We start from the raw sequence: 14,872 nt of genomic DNA, 5'->3' as shown, positions 1-14,872 counted from the left end.
GGGAGGTGGCCGACTCGATGATGTCCAGGGCGAGGGTGGCACGGCGGATCGCGACCGCGGCGGCGTTCGGCGGTGGCGGGATCAGCCTGCTGAGCGGGGCCGCGGTGGGGCTGCTGCTGACGGAGGCACGGCTGGCCAAGCGGATGGTCGGCGGGTCGGACGACATCCCGCCGCGGGCCGACGGCCGGTACGGATCGGCGTTCGCCCACCGTACGGACGAGGCTCCGCTCCGGTTGGGCTTTCTGGGTGATTCCACCGCGGCGGGACAGGGGGTGCGGCGGGCCCGGGAGACCCCGGGGGCGCTGCTCGCCTCGGGGCTCGCGGCGGTGGCGGAGCGGCCGGTGAAGCTGATGAACGTGGCGCTGCCCGGCGCCCAGTCCGACGACCTGGACCGGCAGGTCTCGCTGCTGCTGGACTCCACGCTGCCCCCGCCCGACGTCGCCGTGATCATGATCGGCGCCAATGACGTGACCCGCCGGATGCCGCTGTCCACCTCGGTGCGGCTGCTGTCCGACGCGGTACGGCGGCTGCGCGACACCGGCAGCCAGGTGGTGGTCGGCACCTGTCCCGACCTGGGTTCGGTGGAGCCGGTCTACCAGCCGCTGCGCTGGCTGGCCCGGCGCGCCAGCCGGCAGCTCGCGGCGGCGCAGACCATCGCGGTGGTGGACCTGGGCGGGCGTACGGTCTCGCTCGGCGACCTGCTGGGCCCGGAGTTCGAGGCGCGGCCGCGCGAGCTGTTCGGGCCGGACAACTTCCATCCCTCGGCGGAGGGTTACGCGACGGCGGCGATGGCGATCCTGCCGACGCTGTGTGCCTCGCTCGGACTGTGGCCGGAGGCCGACGAGCGGCCGGACGCGCGGCGCGGCGAGGGCTTCCTGCCGGTCGCCGAGGCGGCGGCCGAGGCGGCGGCCGAGGCCGGCACCGAGGTGGCGGCCGCGCATGCCGTCTCGGCGGGCCCGCGCGGGCGGTGGGCGCTGATGAAGCGGCGCCGGCGGCGCCTGGTGGAGCAGGAGCATCCGCAGGACGACAGCGGGGACGCGGCCGAGACCTCGGCCGAGGGCGCGGCCCGACGCGGCGCGTGACCGTAGCCGGGACGCGCGGGCGCCTTGCCGGCGCCCTACGGCCGAGCCGGCCCGTGTCCGGTAGCCCCGGTAAGCCCTGGCCCCCTGGAGGCCGGGGCTTACCCGCGCCGCCCAGGCACCCAGGAGGCGGCCCCGCGCGCTCAGTTGAGACCGCGAACTTCCCTGGTGAGCGCGTCGGACGGGGCGCCGGCCCGTCCGGATCATGGGCACGCGGAATCCTTTGTGAAACTCTTCACATGAAGTTCCCGCCCAGTGGGTCAACTTTCCGGCGCCCGGGGCCCCAAATCCCCCTGAATCCCTGGGCCATCCGTGTTTCCGGGGCATTGCGGAGGGGAGAACCACAGCGGACGGGCCGGCGATCGACGCTGCTCAGCGACGTGTATAACGGCTGGTGGCCGCCCTGGGCGCTCGGTTTCCGCGCCACCCTGGGCCGTGAAGGTGCGCAGTGTAGCAGAGGGTGTCCATACCCTTGTGAAGGGGCTCACGAGGTACACCCCCGGACGTGCTGGATACTCGAACCATGAGCACCACGGAGCGTCCACGGATTCTCGTAGTAGGCGGCGGTTACGTCGGCCTGTACGCGGCGCGCCGCATCATGAAGAAGATGCGGTACGGCGAGGCGACCGTCACGGTTGTCGACCCGCGCTCGTACATGACGTACCAGCCCTTCCTTCCCGAAACCGCAGCAGGCAGCATCTCCCCGCGGCATGTCGTCGTCCCGCTGCGACGCGTGCTGCCCGGGGTCGAGGTGCTCACCGGGCGGGTCACGACCATCGACCAGGACCGCAAGGTCGCCGCGGTCGAGCCGCTGGTCGGTGAGCCGTACGAGCTGCCCTTCGACTACCTGGTGATCGCGCTCGGCGCGGTCTCCCGCACCTTCCCGATCCCGGGTCTGGCCGAGAACGGCATCGGGATGAAGGGCGTGGAGGAGGCGATCGGCCTGCGCAACCACGTCCTGGAGCAGCTCGACAAGGCCGACTCCACCACCGACGAGGAGATCCGCCGCAAGGCGCTCACCTTCGTCTTCGTCGGCGGCGGCTTCGCCGGCGCGGAGACCATCGGCGAGGTCGAGGACATGGCCCGCGACGCGGCCAAGTACTACCCGAACGTCAAGCGCGAGGACATGCGCTTCATCCTCGTGGACGCCGCCGACAAGATCCTCCCCGAGGTGGGCCCGCAGCTCGGCAAGTGGGGCCTGGAACACCTCCAGGAGCGCGGCATCGAGGTCTACCTCAGCACTTCCATGAAGAGCTGCGTCGACAAGCACGTGGTGCTCGCCAACGGGCTCGAGGTCGACGCCTCCACCATCGTGTGGACCGCCGGCGTGAAGCCGAACCCGGCGCTGGCCAAGTTCGGCCTGCCGCTGGGCCCGCGCGGTCACGTGGACACCGCGCCCACCCTCCAGGTGCAGGGCACCGACTACATCTGGGCCGCGGGCGACAACGCCCAGGTGCCGGACCTCGCCGCGGGCGAGGGTGCCTGGTGCCCGCCGAACGCGCAGCACGCGCTGCGCCAGGCGAAGGTGCTCGGCGACAACGTGGTCTCCGGGATGCGCGGCTTCCCGCAGCAGGACTACAAGCACGCCAACAAGGGCGCGGTCGCGGGCCTGGGCCTGCACAAGGGCGTCGCGATGATCGTGGTCGGCAAGACCAAGATCAAGCTCAAGGGCCGGCTCGCCTGGTACATGCACCGCGGCTACCACGGCCTCGCCGTGCCGACCTGGAACCGCAAGATCCGGGTCTTCGCCGACTGGACGCTCGGCATGTTCCTCAAGCGCGAGGTCGTCTCGCTCGGCGCGATCGAGAACCCCCGCGAGGAGTTCTACGAGGCAGCGCGGCCGATCCCGGCGCCCGCCGCCGAGAAGAGCACCGGCAGCACCGAGGCCGGCGCGGCCAAGGGTGCCGCCGACGCGGAGAAGGTCGCCTCCTAGCAGGGCTCGGCAGGAGCAGAAGCGCGGTTCGAAGGGCGCCCGCCATCCGTGGTGCGGGCGCCCTTCGGCATGCCCGCGCGAACTCCCTTGGCACGCCCGGCCGTACGCGGTTCCGCGCGCCCGCCCGGCTCCGTGCCGTACGCCCTGCCGCGCACCCCTCGCCGCGCGCCTCTCGCCGCGTACCCCTCGCCGCGCGCCTCTCGCCGCTCGCCCGACGTCGCGCAGCCCCGCCCGGCCCCTCCCGGCCCCGTTCCGCATGCCCGGGCGGCCTGCGCACAGCACCCCTCCCGACGGGCGGCGACGCGCCCGGCTGAGGGGCATTCCACCTCTTCCGGCCCAACTGCGTGTATCCGCAACGTAGATTTCCGCGTCAGGCGCCTCAAGTGCGATTTTCAGTCGTACGCTCAGATCCATGGTTGACGCGGCTCATCGCATCCTCGACATCGCCGAGCACGTTCTCCCCGGCCCGTTCCCGTTGCGCGTGCGCGCTTGGGACGGCAGTGAGGCGGGACCGGTCGGCGCACCCGCACTCGTCTTCAGGAAGCGCCGGGCACTGCGCCGGCTGCTGTGGCGGCCGGGCGAACTCGGCCTGGCCAGAGCGTGGGTGGCCGGCGACCTCGACGTCGACGGCGACCTCTACACCGCGCTCGACACGCTCTCCGGGCTGATCTGGGAGCGCGGTGAGCCCGACCCGGCGGCCGGCCGCGGCGAGGGCGTACGCCAGGCCGCGGTCGCCCTGCGCGACCCGGCGACCTACCGGCTGATCCGCAGCGTGCTGTCCCTGGCCGGCCCCGGGCTGCCGCCCTCCGCGCCGCCCGAGGAGGTGCGCCGCCGCAGCGGCCTCGCGCACACCAAGCGCCGCGACAAGGAGGCGATCGCCCACCACTACGACGTGGGGAACGCCTTCTACGAGATCGTGCTCGGCCCGTCCATGGTCTACTCGTGCGCGCTGTGGGCCGATTCCGGCCTCGCCGCCGCCGAGGCGGGGAACGAGGCGGGGGACGAGGTGAGCGACCAGGTCAGCGCCGACACCGCGCGCAGGCGGGCCGCGGCCGCCGCGACCGCGGCGTCGGTGGCCGGCGCGTCCGCGGAGGGCACCGATCCGGTCGGCGCCGCCGGGATCTCCCTGGAACAGGCGCAGTACGCCAAACTCGACCTGGTCTGCCGCAAGTTGGGGTTGCAGGAGGGACAGCGGCTGCTGGACGTCGGCTGCGGCTGGGGCTCCATGGTGCTGCACGCGGCCCGGCACTACGGAGTGCGGGCCACCGGGATCACGCTCTCCGTGGAGCAGGCCGCCTTCGCCCGCAAGCGGATCGCGGAGGCCGGGCTCGCCGACCGTATCGAGATCCGGGTGCAGGACTACCGCGACGTCAAGGACGGCCCGTACGACGCGATCTCGTCGATCGGGATGGCCGAGCACGTCGGCAGCGAGCGCTATCTGGAGTACGCGCGGACGCTGTACGCCCTCCTCAAGCCGGGCGGCCGGCTGCTGAACCACCAGATCGCCCGCCGCCCGCTGCGCAGCGAGGAGGAGTACCGGATCGACGAGTTCATCGACCGCTACGTCTTCCCCGACGGCGAACTCTCCCCGGTCGGCACCACGGTGGGCCGGCTGGAGGAGGCGGGCTTCGAGGTGCGCGACGTGGAGGCGCTGCGCGAGCACTACGGGCGCACCCTGCGCACCTGGGTGGCGAACCTGGAGGCGCACTGGAAGGAGGCCGTCGCCGCGACCAGCGCCGGCCGGGCCCGGGTGTGGCGGCTCTACATGGCCGCGTCCGCGCTGTCCTTCGAACGCAACCGCATCGGCGTCAACCAGGTGATGGCGGTGCGCACCGACCCGGTCGGCCGGTCCGGGCTGCCCGCCACCCGCTCGGCGTGGCTGTCGTGACGCGTTCGACGGCCGTTCGACAAGCCCGAACTCCGGTTGCGGAGAGCGATTTCACGTCACTTGTGCGTGAGGGCTGATGCTGCTGGGATGCCGCCTGTGGTGCGACGAGACCGCGGGCGGCGCCCTGACCACACGTCAGTAACCCCTAAAATAAGACAACATGGCCACTTAGGCGCCCTGTTCACGACTCTCAACCCGGATACGCTTTTCTCTGCGCCCCGCCGGCCCGGATGGTGGAACGCAGACACGGCGAGCTTAAACCTCGCTGCCCTTTGAGGGCGTGCCGGTTCAAGTCCGGCTCCGGGCACCATCTCTCGCTGGGCACCCGACCAGCGAGAACGGCCGGTTCCGGGCGGCGTCTGCATGTCACGTGGGAAAACCGTGGGAACACAGGCGTACGGTCCGGCCATGGCGAGTGTGGTTCCACGGATTGGCAAGGCTGGCAACGTGACCAGCTATCAGGTGAAGTGGCACCTGGGCGGACCCCGGAGCGGGCCCTGGCAGACCGAGCGGTTCACCGACGAGACCGCGGCCGAGATCTTCCGGGGAGAAGTCGAGGCGGCCGGGCATCAGTGGCCGGCGGGGTGGGTGAAGGGCAAGGGCTACATCACCCAGGCGGACGGGGAGAACGCGGACGGCGACCGGTTCAGGTTCCGGGTCTACGCGACGCGGGAGATCGACAACCGGACCGGCATCGAAGAGCACTACCGACAGGCGTGTTACCGCGACTTGGAGAAGTGGATCTTCCCGACGTTCGGTGAGTGCGACGTGCGGTCCGTCGAGCACTTCTCCAGCGACACGATCCGCCCGTGGGTGCGGCAGCTTGAGCAGACGCTCGTCCAGCGCGGGCAGACGCCGAAGCTCGGGCGGGCGAAGATGCGGCAGATGAGCCCGAAGACGATCCGCAATCTCCACGGGTTGCTGAGCAGCATCCTAGAGGCAGCGGTCAAGGCCGAGCCACCGTTGCGTGAGCGGAACCCGTGCAAGCTCACGACGCTGCCGCGTACGGACGACGACGGGACCAGTGGCGAGGACGGCGAGGACGTCGAGTTCCTGACGCCGGAGGAGGTCGACGGGGTCGTCTCGCGCCTTAGACGGCGCAGCGACCAGCTGCTCGCCATCGTGAAATACGGGACGGGCCTGCGGTGGGGCGAGATCATCGCGCTGGCGCCGATGTGCATCCCCAACGAGGGGCAGAGCGGGACGCTGCGGGTAAGGCGTGCGTGGAAGAAAGATGGCCACGGTGGGTACTACATCGGGACACCGAAGACGAAGCGGTCACGGCGGACGCTCCGGGTCAGTGCAACGGTCGTGGCTGCGCTGATCGAGCTGGGCCTGCTGAGCCTCGACAACAAGGAGACCTTGTTCTTCACCGGCGAGGCCGGCCAGCGCCTGCACTACAGCAGCTTCCACGACCGGTGGAACCGGGCAGTGAAGCAGGCGAAGAAGGACGGGGTGTTGCCGCGCGAGAAGCACCCGACACCGCACGATCTCAGGCATTCGCACGCGGCAGCATTGATCTCGGCCGGTCACTCACTGACGTACGTGCAGCGGAGGCTCGGGCACGAGTCCATCAAGACGACCAGCGACACGTACGGGCACCTGCTGCCCGAGGCCGACGACGCCGCCATGGAGACGATCGAGCGGTCGCTGCGAGGCGGCCAGGCGCCGACTGAGGTCGTCCTGGAGGCGGGCGCGGATGCGATCGGCGGGATGGTGTACGTCGCCCAACTCGACGTTCCGGTGGGGTTCCGTGATCAGGAGGTCGCTCGGGAGGTCGTGGAGCAGTGGCATCTCGATACGGGGCGGCCTGCGCGGTTGGAGACGTGGAGCACGTCGTGGTGGCGGCGGTCGGCGCCGGGGGGCCGGAACGTGTTGCGTGACGCGCTACCGGATCGTGTGTGGATCGTCAGCGCCGGGCCGGTGCTGTTCCAGTCGGACGGGGAGCAGGTGATCACGGGGCGGGCCGATTCCGAGGTGTCCGGCCGGTGGGTGTGGGAGTGGGATTCGCGGTATACGGACGAGCCGGCGGTGTCCCGGGTGGAGTGGCTGCCGGATGGGGAGTCGCTGACCGTGGCCGAGGTGTGGGGGACGGACGAGATCGCGGTTCGGGAGACGTTCGCTCAGGCCCTGGAGGATGCGCGCCGCGTGTGCCGGCACACGCCTTTCAGCACGGGGCCCGGGGGTTCAGGGCTGGTCTTGGCGTGATGCGGTCGGTGGGATGGTCTGGCGTCGGCGGGTCGCTGTGGGGCGGCGATGAAGTGCGCTGCTGACGCCCCACGTTCGCACGTTGAATCGGTCGTCCCGGGACTGGAGGGTCTCGATCACGAGCAGGTTGTACTCGTCGAGCATTTCCTTCAGCTCGTGTTCCAGTTCCGCCACTCGCTGGGCGTCTGCACCGGGCGAGGAGGAGGCGACCATGATCAGCCGTCGGGGTTGGGCCGCGGCGTTGAGGTCAGCGGTATGCCGTTCTTCCGCGAGGGCGAGCCAGCGACGGACCAGGACCAGGACGGTGCCGGTGCCGCCGAGCAGGAGGAGGCTGGTCCCTCCGAGGGCTGGGACCCAGTCGCGTGCGCGGAGGCCGTCGGCGTCAAGTGCCATTCCGCCGACGACGGTTGCGGCTACAGCGACGATGCCCCACGTGGTGAAACGGTCGCGCACCCTACCCCCTCGCTCTGTGGTCGTCCTCCCCCTCGACCCGGGCTTGCGCTCGAATCGCGTGCTCGATGTCCAGAACCAGGTTTTCGCGCACGACTGGGTGGGTGATCCCGAGCACGTCTGCGATGCCCTCGGGAGTAGGCACTGAGCGTACCGCCGCTTTGGGCCATTCGTGGTCATTCGTGTCTGAAAGTAGATTTGCTTCTCTCATCATGTCGGGTAGTTGCACACCCAACGCCTTTGCCAGACCCTCCATTTGAGCCGGACGAGGGAGTGTTTCGCCGCGTAGAGCGCGGCTGATGGCGGATGGACTCATGCCGACGTCGGCAGCAAGTGCAGCCCGTCCTCCGCCGCGGGGGCCGAGGTCGTAGCCAGCCTTCGTGGCGGCCTCGCGGAGGTAGGCGCCAAATTGCTGGGCGTTGGGGTTGGTCATACCGCGAGGCTAGCGCGCACGCATGCACGCATGCACGTGCGTGCATGCGTGCATTTGCCCAGGTCACATGATCGATCGCACGTCGAGCCTGCCCACGGCGGTTGTGCGCCGTAGCGCACCGCCGCCGCTTGCGATTCGAGCCGACACGCGGAATTCGCGAACGTGCACGCATGCATGCACATATGTAGTAACGTGCATGCATGCACGCAATTACGGCATGTGCGCAGATGTGGCGGTATGCACATGATTGAGATTCGAACGGAACTGGTGCGCAAGAGGGCAGCGGAGCAAGGCCACGACTCCGCGTATGCGATCGCCCAGCAGCTCCAGGTGTCCGCGTCGACCATCAGCCGCTTGCTGGTCGGGGACATCCAGCCCTCTCTCACGACGTTGGTGGCCATCCGGGATCTCTACGGGATTTCCCTCGATGACCTGGTGGTCTCCACGCCGATGACGGTTGGAGCCGCGGCATGACCGACGGCATGACCGACCTCCAGAACTTCACGGTCGAGGAGACAGCTGGCCTTCTGCGCTGTGGCCCGCGGCACTTGGAGGACAACCTCTCCCGCTACCCGCACCAGAAAATCGGCCAGGCCGTTGCGTTCGACGCCGCGGACATCTTGCGGATCAAGGAGATGTGCCGGGTCGAGCCGGCCTCGGTCGAGTCCACCACCGCGGAACGGGCCACCACCGCGCAGCGTCCGCGACTGGCGGATATCAGGCCCGCGCCGCCCCGACGCCGCAACGCTTCCTGATCACACCGCGAAACGGGGCCGCCCCTGCTTGCCGGCCGGGCGACCCCCACAGCACCTACCCACCCAGAGACAGACAGAGAGCGAGGCAGGCACTGATGAGTGCACAGCCTACTCAGGCCCCCGGCGGGGACCTGATCGACAAGGACGGTCACGTGTGGCGCTGTGCCGTCGAGACCCGCGACGGCAACGCGCTGTACTACCTGGACGGTACGTCCGGTTGCCCGTCGTGGGTGATGTCCACTCAGGCGGAGCTGGAAGACCTGTTCGGCGCCAAGATGCGCCCCTTCACCGGGGGTGAGGGTCGATGAGCGTTCTGCGGATCTTCCCCGGGGTGCTCGGCCGCCGCGCGGCGCTGCAGGCGGACCGTATCCGGCGGGACACCCTCACCCAGCTCGCGGCCGCGCTGCGCGCCGACCCGGACAACCGCGTGCGGGATGCGCTCGACGCGCTGATCGATGCCGTCCGGGACGTGGACGACTGCGAGGGCCGGACCGTGGACAAGTTCGTCCAGGACCTCGAGGACGAGGCGCAGATGACGAAGCCGGTCATCGCCATGTCCGCCGAGGAGTTGCAGCGGGTCGCCCGTGAGGCGGCCATCGCCGTCAACGCGGGCGTCGTGCTCGGCGTCCCGGCCCAGCGCGGGAAGGCGGCGGCATGACCACCAACGACGAGCAGGCCGTGCGGGTGCTGCAGGAGCAGATCACTGCGTGGTCGCGGCGGTGCCGGGCCTCGGAGGACGAGCTGCGGACGGTGCGGATTCGGTCCGAGGAGGCAGAGGCCGCACGGGCGGACGTGCCGGAGCGGGAACTGTTCGTCGCGACGTACGAGGACGAACTCGCCCTGTTCGCGACGTCGGAGGCGGCGCGTGAGTGGTGTGACGACCTGACGCGCCCGGCTGTTGGGCCGCGGGACTGGGCGCCGTGGGTGGACGACCGCCAGCAGCAGGTGTGGACCTGCCCGGACACGGACCGGCCGACGGGTACCGCGCCGGGGCTGATCGTGCGCGTCGTCACCCGGCTCGGATGTGCGTCGTGACGCACAGTCCGTATCTGCCGTATCTCGACGCTGTACACGAGGCGCTGACCGAGGCGGGCTACACCCCGGCGTCCCTCACCGCGAGCCCTGCCACGACCGGGCCGGATGAAGAGTTCGTGGCGCTGCTCTCGTGGCCGGACATGCAACTTCGGTGGTCGTCCCTGGACGGCTGGCGGCACGAGGCCGGCCACTGTGGCGGTGAGCTCTTCGTGGAGCGGCTGGCCGCACCGGACGCGATCACGACCTGTGTGGCGCTGCTGGGGGATGGTCACCCGCCGTTGTCCAGCCGCGTCCGGTGGCACCGCGCCGCCGAGGTCGAACGGCACGCTGGTGGTGGTGTCTGGTGAAGCGCACGACGAATGCCCCGGCGGCGAAGGCCGCGAAGCGGGCGCCGAAGGCCGCCCCGGCGGAGGCCGGTCCGGCGGAGTTGTCGGGGCGTCTCACCGAGCAGCAGCGGCGGGTGCTGCTCGGCGGGCTGAGCCCGACCCGGGTGCACCAGACCCCCGAGGGGTTCTCCCACCTCCAGCAGTGGGACGTGCGGCGCTGGCTGATCCGGATCTTCGGGTTCGGAGGGTTCGACACCGAGATCCTGTCCGTGACGGTTCTGCGGGACGCTGCACAGCGGGCCGAGGGCGGCCGCTACCGGTACGCGGCGGTCTACCGGGTCCACCAGCGGCTCACCGTCAAGGACGTCCACGGGAACCGGTTGGCGTCGTTCGACGGTGTCGCGACCGGCGCCGCCGAGCGGTGGACGCCTGGCGAGGCGCACGACGACGCGGTCAAGGAAGCGGACTCCCAGGCGTTGAAGCGCGCGGCCGTCAACATCGGCGACCAGTTCGGGCTGTCGCTGTACGACAGCGGGTCGTTCGATCCGGTCGTCCGGTGGGCGGCGCCGTACGGCACGCCGGCCGAGGATCCGCCCGCCCCGGCGCGGCCGGTCCAGGATCAGCCGCTCTCAGCCTCTCCCCCGGCCCCAGCCCCGGTGGCGGAGCCGGTGTCGGAGGCCGAGGCGCCGCAGCGCGACTACCTCCAGGAGGCGCAGGACGCGCCGGATGCCAAGACCGCGTGGGCCGTGCGCCGTGAGGCGAGCAAGGCCGGGGCGGAGCGGCCGTACCTGGATCAGATCTCCGCTATCGCCCGCACGAAGCCGAGGACGGCCCGCCCGCCGGACACGGACAGCCCGTCCGGACAGTCCGGGTCCGGGCCGGTGCCAGTGTCCCCGGACAGTCCCGACGCTGGCGCGGACACCGCGCCGGTGACGGGCATGTCCGCGCAGGACAGCAGGTCACAGACGTCCGAGGACATGTCCGCTACTGCGGACACGGACAGCGGACACGCCCCGGACGCGTCCGGGCCGGAGGCGGACCTGTCCGTCGTGGACGGGTGGGAGGCCCCGCCGTACACCGGCGTGGAGCCGGGTGACGACTGGGCGTCCGCGCCGTCGGACGGGTCCGACCCGTGGGCTGTCCAGTCCGCTGCGGGCTCTCCCGAGGCAGCCGACCCCGACCCGGAGCACGCGAATGCCGTTGCCGCGCTGCGGGCGCTCGCGGCTGAGCGCGGCATCCCCGACCTCGATGTGGAGGCGGACGCCTGGCGGCTGTACGGCGTGCCGCTGGAAGACCTGACGGCGGACACGCTCCGCCGCTTCCGTGACCAGCTCGCCGACCGCCCGGCCGCCTGACCCTCCCCCCTCTATTCGTTGCGGGCCGCCTGCTCACGCGGCGGGCGGCCCGCCCCCAAGCAAGGAGTTTCCCCATGACCGTTCAGACCCTGGCCGTGGAAGAGGCGGCGTTGGCCGCCATCGAGGAGCAGATCACCGCGCGGCTCGCGGCGGTGCGCGCTCGCCGCACTGCGGTGCACACCGAGCTGCAGAAGGAGTTGGTGTCGACCGGCGTCAAGTCCGCGGACGTCCTCGCCGGGACCCGGAAGCTGGCGGTGGTCTCGCGGTCCGAGGCGCCCGCGCCGAAGGCGAAGGTCACCGACAAGGCCAAGCTCGCACGGTGGGCGGAGAAGTACGTGCCACACAACGTCACCGTCGAACCGACGCTGCGGCCGGCGTACGAGAAGGTGCTGCTCCGGGACCTCACCATGGCGGGCAGCACGCGGATTCTGCTGGACGGCCGGTCCCGGCCGCTGACGGTGCCCGGGGTCGAGCTGGCGTCGTCGCGCGGCGCGTCGCACTCGATGCGCGGCCTGGACGCGGCGGCGGTCGCCGAGGCGTGGCAGGTCGGGGCGTTGGACCACGTGGAGAGCCTGAGCACCCTGCCGGGCGCCGCCGAGGCCCTGCACGCCCTGGCCACCAGCGTCGAAGGGGCGGTCGCCTGATGGACGCCTACGACGTGCTGGTCGGGTTCGACCTGGAGACGACCGGGGTGGACCCGGAGACTGCTCGGATCGTGACGGCGTCGCTGACGCTCGACGGGGCGGTGCCGGTGCAGGAGCCGGTGACGTGGGTTGCTGACCCGGGGGTGGAGATCCCCGACCGTGCGGCGCGCCTGCACGGCTACACCACCGCTCGGGCCCGGGCCGAGGGTCGGCCGCCGGTCGAGGTGATCGGCGAGCTGGTCGCACATCTGGCGCTGTACGCGCGAGACGGCGTCCCGATCGTGATCATGAACGCTCCCTATGACCTCACGGTTCTGGACCGAGAGTGCCGACGGCACGGTGTGACGCCGCTGGTCGACCTCGTCGGTGACGACGGGCTGTGCGTGCTGGACCCGTGGGTGCTGGACAAGAAGATCGACCAGTACAGGCGCGGGCCGCGCAAGTTGGAGAGCCTGTGCACGGTGTACGGGGTGGAGCTGCGGGACGCGCACACCTCGGCGGCGGACTCGGCCGCGGCGGTGAGCGTGGTCCGGCGCATCCTGGAGCGCGAGCCCGCGTTCGTTGCGGCGCCCCCGGCATTCCTCCACGAGAAGCAGACCGACTGGGCGAAGGTCCAGGCGGACGAGCTGGCCGCGTACTTCGCGCGGACGCCCGGCAAGGGGCACCGCGCGGACGGGGTTCTCCGGTCGTGGCCGGTGGTCCCGTACACCCAGCGTGAGACGGCGGAGCAGTGAGCGCGGCCACCGTCCCGTCGGCCCTGGCGTCAGCCGGGGCCGGCGGGCCCGCCGGCCCGCTGTCCGTGTTGCGTCCGGACGAGCAGCCGGACTGTCCGAGCTGCTCGTGCTGCACGGCCGCGCTGTGCGCGAAGGGTGCAACGCACGAACTCGGGTGCGTCCAGTTCTCCAACCCGGCTGCTCGGGAGACCGTGCGCGGGTGTCCGTGCTCGGCGCCGGACAAATCCGGGACGGTCGCGCACCGGACGGTCCTGGAGCTGGCCGTGCAGCACGCGGCCGAGCTGCCGCTCGACGCGGAGACCGAGACGGTGCTGCGGCAACTCGCCGGGCAGCGTCAGTCGGCGACGGCGCGGGCAGGGGCGGGGACAGCAGATTCGTTTTCGCGGACGGTGCTGCGGACGCTGCGCACCTGGCGGTACGTCACGACGAGCGAGCCGGGCGAGCTGCTGGTGACCGACGCCGGTCGTCGGTACCTGGCTGCGCGGGCGGGAGGTGCGGCGTGAGTACCGATACGGACGCGCCCAGCGCGCAGCCGACGCGGCAGGTGCGGTTCGTGGCGTACGGCACTCCGGCCGGCCAGGGTCAGGTGAGTTTCCTCGGCAAGGGTCGTCCGGCGGTGCACACGAACCGGGCGCGTCTGCTGCCGTGGCGTGAGGCGGTGTCGGCGGCTGCGCAGGAGGCGGCCGGGACGCACCCGCACGTGATGCTGCCGAAGGCCCTGGACGACCGGACGCACCCGTGCGTCCGGTGCGATCGGCCCCGGGCCCAACACGGGCTGCTGGACGGGCCGCTGGAGGTCGACCTCACGGTGGCCGTGGCTCCGTCCGCGGCCGCCGTACGCCGCGGTGATCCGGCTCCGGCGAACCGTACGCATTCCGACATCGACCACCACGCGCGGGCCGTCCTCGACGCCTTGTCGCACGCGGCCGTGTGGCACGACGACGCCCAGGTGGTGGACCTGCGGGTCCGGAAGATCTGGACCGTGTCCGGGACGGCTCTGGATCGGCCCGGCGCGCAGGTTCGTGTGCGGAAGGCGGTGTGGGCATGACGACGCTCACGGAGTCCGACGTTTCGTCTGCGGCGGTGACGGCGCGGGACGGCGTGGATCTGGTGGCGGTGCGGCGGCTGATGTCGGGGGAGCACCCGAAGCCCGGCGGTCACCGTGAACGGCGCGCGGCAGCGCGGCTCTTGGACGGTCGGCCCGGCATGTCGGCCGGGGCGATCGCGGCACTGGTGGGGGTCAGCGAGCGAACGCTGCCCAGGTGGCGGCAGACGTGGGAGGCCGAGCAATGACCGCACCGAAGACGCCGAGCGTGGTGCTGGACTGGGGGGACAGTCGGCACTGGTCGGCCAAGAGTCGCCCGTGTGAGTACTGCCCGGGGCTGACGCACCTGCTCGATGACGAGGGCCGTCCCGCGCACAAGACGTGCGCGGAGGCTGCCGCCGCGGCGGCAGCGGTGGCTGTCGTGGACGCCTACCGGCAGGAGGGCGCATGGGCTCGGTGAGGGATGACTTGTCCTGGCGGGACCGCGCCGCCTGCCGCAACGAGGACCCCGAGCTGTTCTTCCCGAAGCAGGCCGGCAACAAGCAGGAGGAGCTGGCCAAGGAGGTCTGCGCGCGGTGCCCGGTGCGTGAACAGTGCGCGGACGAGGCGCGGTTGGTGCGTCCTGGGTACGGGGTGTGGGGCGGAGCGTCGGTCGCTGATCGGCGTGCGGGGGGTGTGAAGCAGAAGAGCGGCGGCACCCGGCAGCTCAAGCCGTGCGGGACGTCCGCCGCGTACCACCGCCACATCGAAGCCGGGGAAGTTCCGGATGACCAGTGCCGGGAGGCGCAGCGCGTGCGGCAGGAAGAGCGGCGGGCGCGCCTCCGCGCCGAGCGGGCGAAGGCGGCTTCCACCCGAGAGAGCGAGGGCGCCGCGGCGTCCGGTTGACCGGGCCGGGCGGAGCTGCTGCCAGTGCTCCGCCCGGTCCTGGGTCCGCGCCCGCCGTCTGGGAGGTCCGGGGGCGCGGACCGTCCATTCCAACTTGCCTAC

20 protein-coding genes and 1 tRNA gene are annotated in these 14,872 nt (G+C 71.4%); 19 read left to right on the top strand and 2 right to left on the bottom strand.

Translation table 11 applies throughout. From position 1 onward, the window contains the following. The first annotated feature begins 20 nt into the window (after window positions 1-20). The 5 genes from OG896_RS25020 (at window position 21) to OG896_RS25000 (ending at window position 7,108) form a co-directional block, all read left to right on the top strand. Complete coding sequence (locus OG896_RS25020; protein WP_329374241.1) at window positions 21-1,082, top strand: SGNH/GDSL hydrolase family protein; 1,062 nt, start codon at window positions 21-23, stop codon at window positions 1,080-1,082. Window positions 1,083-1,602: 520 nt separating this feature from the next. Continuing rightward, on the top strand, window positions 1,603-3,012 hold the full coding sequence (locus OG896_RS25015; RefSeq protein ID WP_329368911.1) for an NAD(P)/FAD-dependent oxidoreductase: 1,410 nt from the start codon (window positions 1,603-1,605) through the stop codon (window positions 3,010-3,012). Window positions 3,013-3,424: 412 nt separating this feature from the next. Next, the gene (locus tag OG896_RS25010; RefSeq protein WP_329368909.1) at window positions 3,425-4,900 is read left to right on the top strand and encodes a cyclopropane-fatty-acyl-phospholipid synthase family protein; all 1,476 of its coding nucleotides are present in this window, start codon (window positions 3,425-3,427) and stop codon (window positions 4,898-4,900) included. Window positions 4,901-5,124: 224 nt separating this feature from the next. After that, a tRNA-Leu gene (locus tag OG896_RS25005) sits at window positions 5,125-5,210 on the top strand. A gap of 98 nt (window positions 5,211-5,308) precedes the next feature. Beyond that, window positions 5,309-7,108: a tyrosine-type recombinase/integrase gene (locus OG896_RS25000; protein ID WP_329368907.1), complete on the top strand. Its 1,800-nt coding sequence runs from the start codon at window positions 5,309-5,311 to the stop codon at window positions 7,106-7,108. Here the strand turns inward: OG896_RS25000 and OG896_RS24995 are convergent. Next, window positions 7,088-7,561: a hypothetical protein gene (locus tag OG896_RS24995; protein WP_329368905.1), complete on the bottom strand. Its 474-nt coding sequence runs from the start codon at window positions 7,559-7,561 to the stop codon at window positions 7,088-7,090. The genes OG896_RS25000 and OG896_RS24995 overlap by 21 nt on opposite strands. Before the next feature lies 1 nt (window position 7,562). Continuing rightward, window positions 7,563-7,991: a helix-turn-helix domain-containing protein gene (locus OG896_RS24990; RefSeq protein ID WP_329368903.1), complete on the bottom strand. Its 429-nt coding sequence runs from the start codon at window positions 7,989-7,991 to the stop codon at window positions 7,563-7,565. A gap of 243 nt (window positions 7,992-8,234) precedes the next feature. Between OG896_RS24990 and OG896_RS24985 the strand changes: the two genes are divergently transcribed. The 14 genes from OG896_RS24985 (at window position 8,235) to OG896_RS40475 (ending at window position 14,770) form a co-directional block, all read left to right on the top strand. Further along, window positions 8,235-8,465, top strand: a complete 231-nt coding sequence (locus tag OG896_RS24985) for a helix-turn-helix domain-containing protein (RefSeq protein WP_329368902.1) — start codon at window positions 8,235-8,237, stop codon at window positions 8,463-8,465. Next, a complete protein-coding gene (locus tag OG896_RS24980; protein ID WP_329368901.1) occupies window positions 8,462-8,746 on the top strand; it encodes a hypothetical protein in 285 nt (94 codons plus the stop codon). Before OG896_RS24985 ends, OG896_RS24980 begins: the two co-directional genes overlap by 4 nt. Window positions 8,747-8,841: 95 nt before the next feature. Beyond that, window positions 8,842-9,054 (top strand): hypothetical protein, encoded by a 213-nt coding sequence (locus OG896_RS24975; RefSeq protein WP_329368899.1) that lies wholly within the window; start codon window positions 8,842-8,844, stop codon window positions 9,052-9,054. Further along, complete coding sequence (locus OG896_RS24970) at window positions 9,051-9,404, top strand: hypothetical protein (RefSeq protein WP_329368896.1); 354 nt, start codon at window positions 9,051-9,053, stop codon at window positions 9,402-9,404. Before OG896_RS24975 ends, OG896_RS24970 begins: the two co-directional genes overlap by 4 nt. Beyond that, window positions 9,401-9,781 (top strand): hypothetical protein, encoded by a 381-nt coding sequence (locus tag OG896_RS24965; protein ID WP_329368894.1) that lies wholly within the window; start codon window positions 9,401-9,403, stop codon window positions 9,779-9,781. Before OG896_RS24970 ends, OG896_RS24965 begins: the two co-directional genes overlap by 4 nt. Next, window positions 9,778-10,128, top strand: coding sequence for a hypothetical protein (locus OG896_RS24960; RefSeq protein WP_329368892.1), 351 nt, complete (start codon window positions 9,778-9,780; stop codon window positions 10,126-10,128). The genes OG896_RS24965 and OG896_RS24960 overlap by 4 nt, the downstream gene beginning before the upstream one ends. Beyond that, window positions 10,125-11,462, top strand: coding sequence for a Rad52/Rad22 family DNA repair protein (locus tag OG896_RS24955; protein WP_329368890.1), 1,338 nt, complete (start codon window positions 10,125-10,127; stop codon window positions 11,460-11,462). The genes OG896_RS24960 and OG896_RS24955 overlap by 4 nt, the downstream gene beginning before the upstream one ends. A gap of 74 nt (window positions 11,463-11,536) precedes the next feature. Next, entirely contained in the window at window positions 11,537-12,106 is a 570-nt protein-coding gene (locus tag OG896_RS24950) for a hypothetical protein (protein ID WP_329368888.1), read from the top strand. Further along, a complete protein-coding gene (locus OG896_RS24945; protein WP_329368886.1) occupies window positions 12,106-12,840 on the top strand; it encodes an exonuclease domain-containing protein in 735 nt (244 codons plus the stop codon). The genes OG896_RS24950 and OG896_RS24945 overlap by 1 nt, the downstream gene beginning before the upstream one ends. Then, a complete protein-coding gene (locus OG896_RS24940; protein WP_329368884.1) occupies window positions 12,837-13,343 on the top strand; it encodes a hypothetical protein in 507 nt (168 codons plus the stop codon). Before OG896_RS24945 ends, OG896_RS24940 begins: the two co-directional genes overlap by 4 nt. Continuing rightward, a complete protein-coding gene (locus tag OG896_RS24935) occupies window positions 13,340-13,888 on the top strand; it encodes a RusA family crossover junction endodeoxyribonuclease (RefSeq protein WP_329368882.1) in 549 nt (182 codons plus the stop codon). The genes OG896_RS24940 and OG896_RS24935 overlap by 4 nt, the downstream gene beginning before the upstream one ends. Next, entirely contained in the window at window positions 13,885-14,133 is a 249-nt protein-coding gene (locus OG896_RS24930; protein WP_329368880.1) for a helix-turn-helix domain-containing protein, read from the top strand. Before OG896_RS24935 ends, OG896_RS24930 begins: the two co-directional genes overlap by 4 nt. Next, window positions 14,130-14,345 (top strand): hypothetical protein, encoded by a 216-nt coding sequence (locus tag OG896_RS24925; protein ID WP_329368878.1) that lies wholly within the window; start codon window positions 14,130-14,132, stop codon window positions 14,343-14,345. Before OG896_RS24930 ends, OG896_RS24925 begins: the two co-directional genes overlap by 4 nt. Next, window positions 14,333-14,770: a WhiB family transcriptional regulator gene (locus OG896_RS40475; protein WP_443057150.1), complete on the top strand. Its 438-nt coding sequence runs from the start codon at window positions 14,333-14,335 to the stop codon at window positions 14,768-14,770. Before OG896_RS24925 ends, OG896_RS40475 begins: the two co-directional genes overlap by 13 nt. The last annotated feature ends 102 nt before the right edge of the window (window positions 14,771-14,872 follow it).

This window comes from Streptomyces sp. NBC_00669 (assembly GCF_036226785.1).
Classification (GTDB): Bacteria; Actinomycetota; Actinomycetes; order Streptomycetales; family Streptomycetaceae; genus Actinacidiphila.
Note: the sequence above shows the minus strand (reverse complement) of the source record. Positions and strands in the feature narration are given on the sequence as shown.

Bases quoted from the DNA above. Each gene is read 5' to 3' on its own strand.
- OG896_RS25020 (WP_329374241.1), top strand. From the start codon at position 21: ATGTCCAGGGCGAGGGTGGCACGGCGGATCGCGACCGCGGCGGCGTTC.
- OG896_RS25015 (WP_329368911.1), top strand. From the start codon at position 1,603: ATGAGCACCACGGAGCGTCCACGGATTCTCGTAGTAGGCGGCGGTTAC.
- OG896_RS25010 (WP_329368909.1), top strand. From the start codon at position 3,425: ATGGTTGACGCGGCTCATCGCATCCTCGACATCGCCGAGCACGTTCTC.
- OG896_RS25000 (WP_329368907.1), top strand. From the start codon at position 5,309: ATGGCGAGTGTGGTTCCACGGATTGGCAAGGCTGGCAACGTGACCAGC.
- OG896_RS24990 (WP_329368903.1), bottom strand. From the start codon at position 7,991: ATGACCAACCCCAACGCCCAGCAATTTGGCGCCTACCTCCGCGAGGCC.
- OG896_RS24985 (WP_329368902.1), top strand. From the start codon at position 8,235: ATGATTGAGATTCGAACGGAACTGGTGCGCAAGAGGGCAGCGGAGCAA.
- OG896_RS24980 (WP_329368901.1), top strand. From the start codon at position 8,462: ATGACCGACGGCATGACCGACCTCCAGAACTTCACGGTCGAGGAGACA.
- OG896_RS24975 (WP_329368899.1), top strand. From the start codon at position 8,842: ATGAGTGCACAGCCTACTCAGGCCCCCGGCGGGGACCTGATCGACAAG.
- OG896_RS24970 (WP_329368896.1), top strand. From the start codon at position 9,051: ATGAGCGTTCTGCGGATCTTCCCCGGGGTGCTCGGCCGCCGCGCGGCG.
- OG896_RS24965 (WP_329368894.1), top strand. From the start codon at position 9,401: ATGACCACCAACGACGAGCAGGCCGTGCGGGTGCTGCAGGAGCAGATC.
- OG896_RS24950 (WP_329368888.1), top strand. From the start codon at position 11,537: ATGACCGTTCAGACCCTGGCCGTGGAAGAGGCGGCGTTGGCCGCCATC.
- OG896_RS24945 (WP_329368886.1), top strand. From the start codon at position 12,106: ATGGACGCCTACGACGTGCTGGTCGGGTTCGACCTGGAGACGACCGGG.
- OG896_RS24930 (WP_329368880.1), top strand. From the start codon at position 13,885: ATGACGACGCTCACGGAGTCCGACGTTTCGTCTGCGGCGGTGACGGCG.
- OG896_RS24925 (WP_329368878.1), top strand. From the start codon at position 14,130: ATGACCGCACCGAAGACGCCGAGCGTGGTGCTGGACTGGGGGGACAGT.
- OG896_RS40475 (WP_443057150.1), top strand. From the start codon at position 14,333: ATGGGCTCGGTGAGGGATGACTTGTCCTGGCGGGACCGCGCCGCCTGC.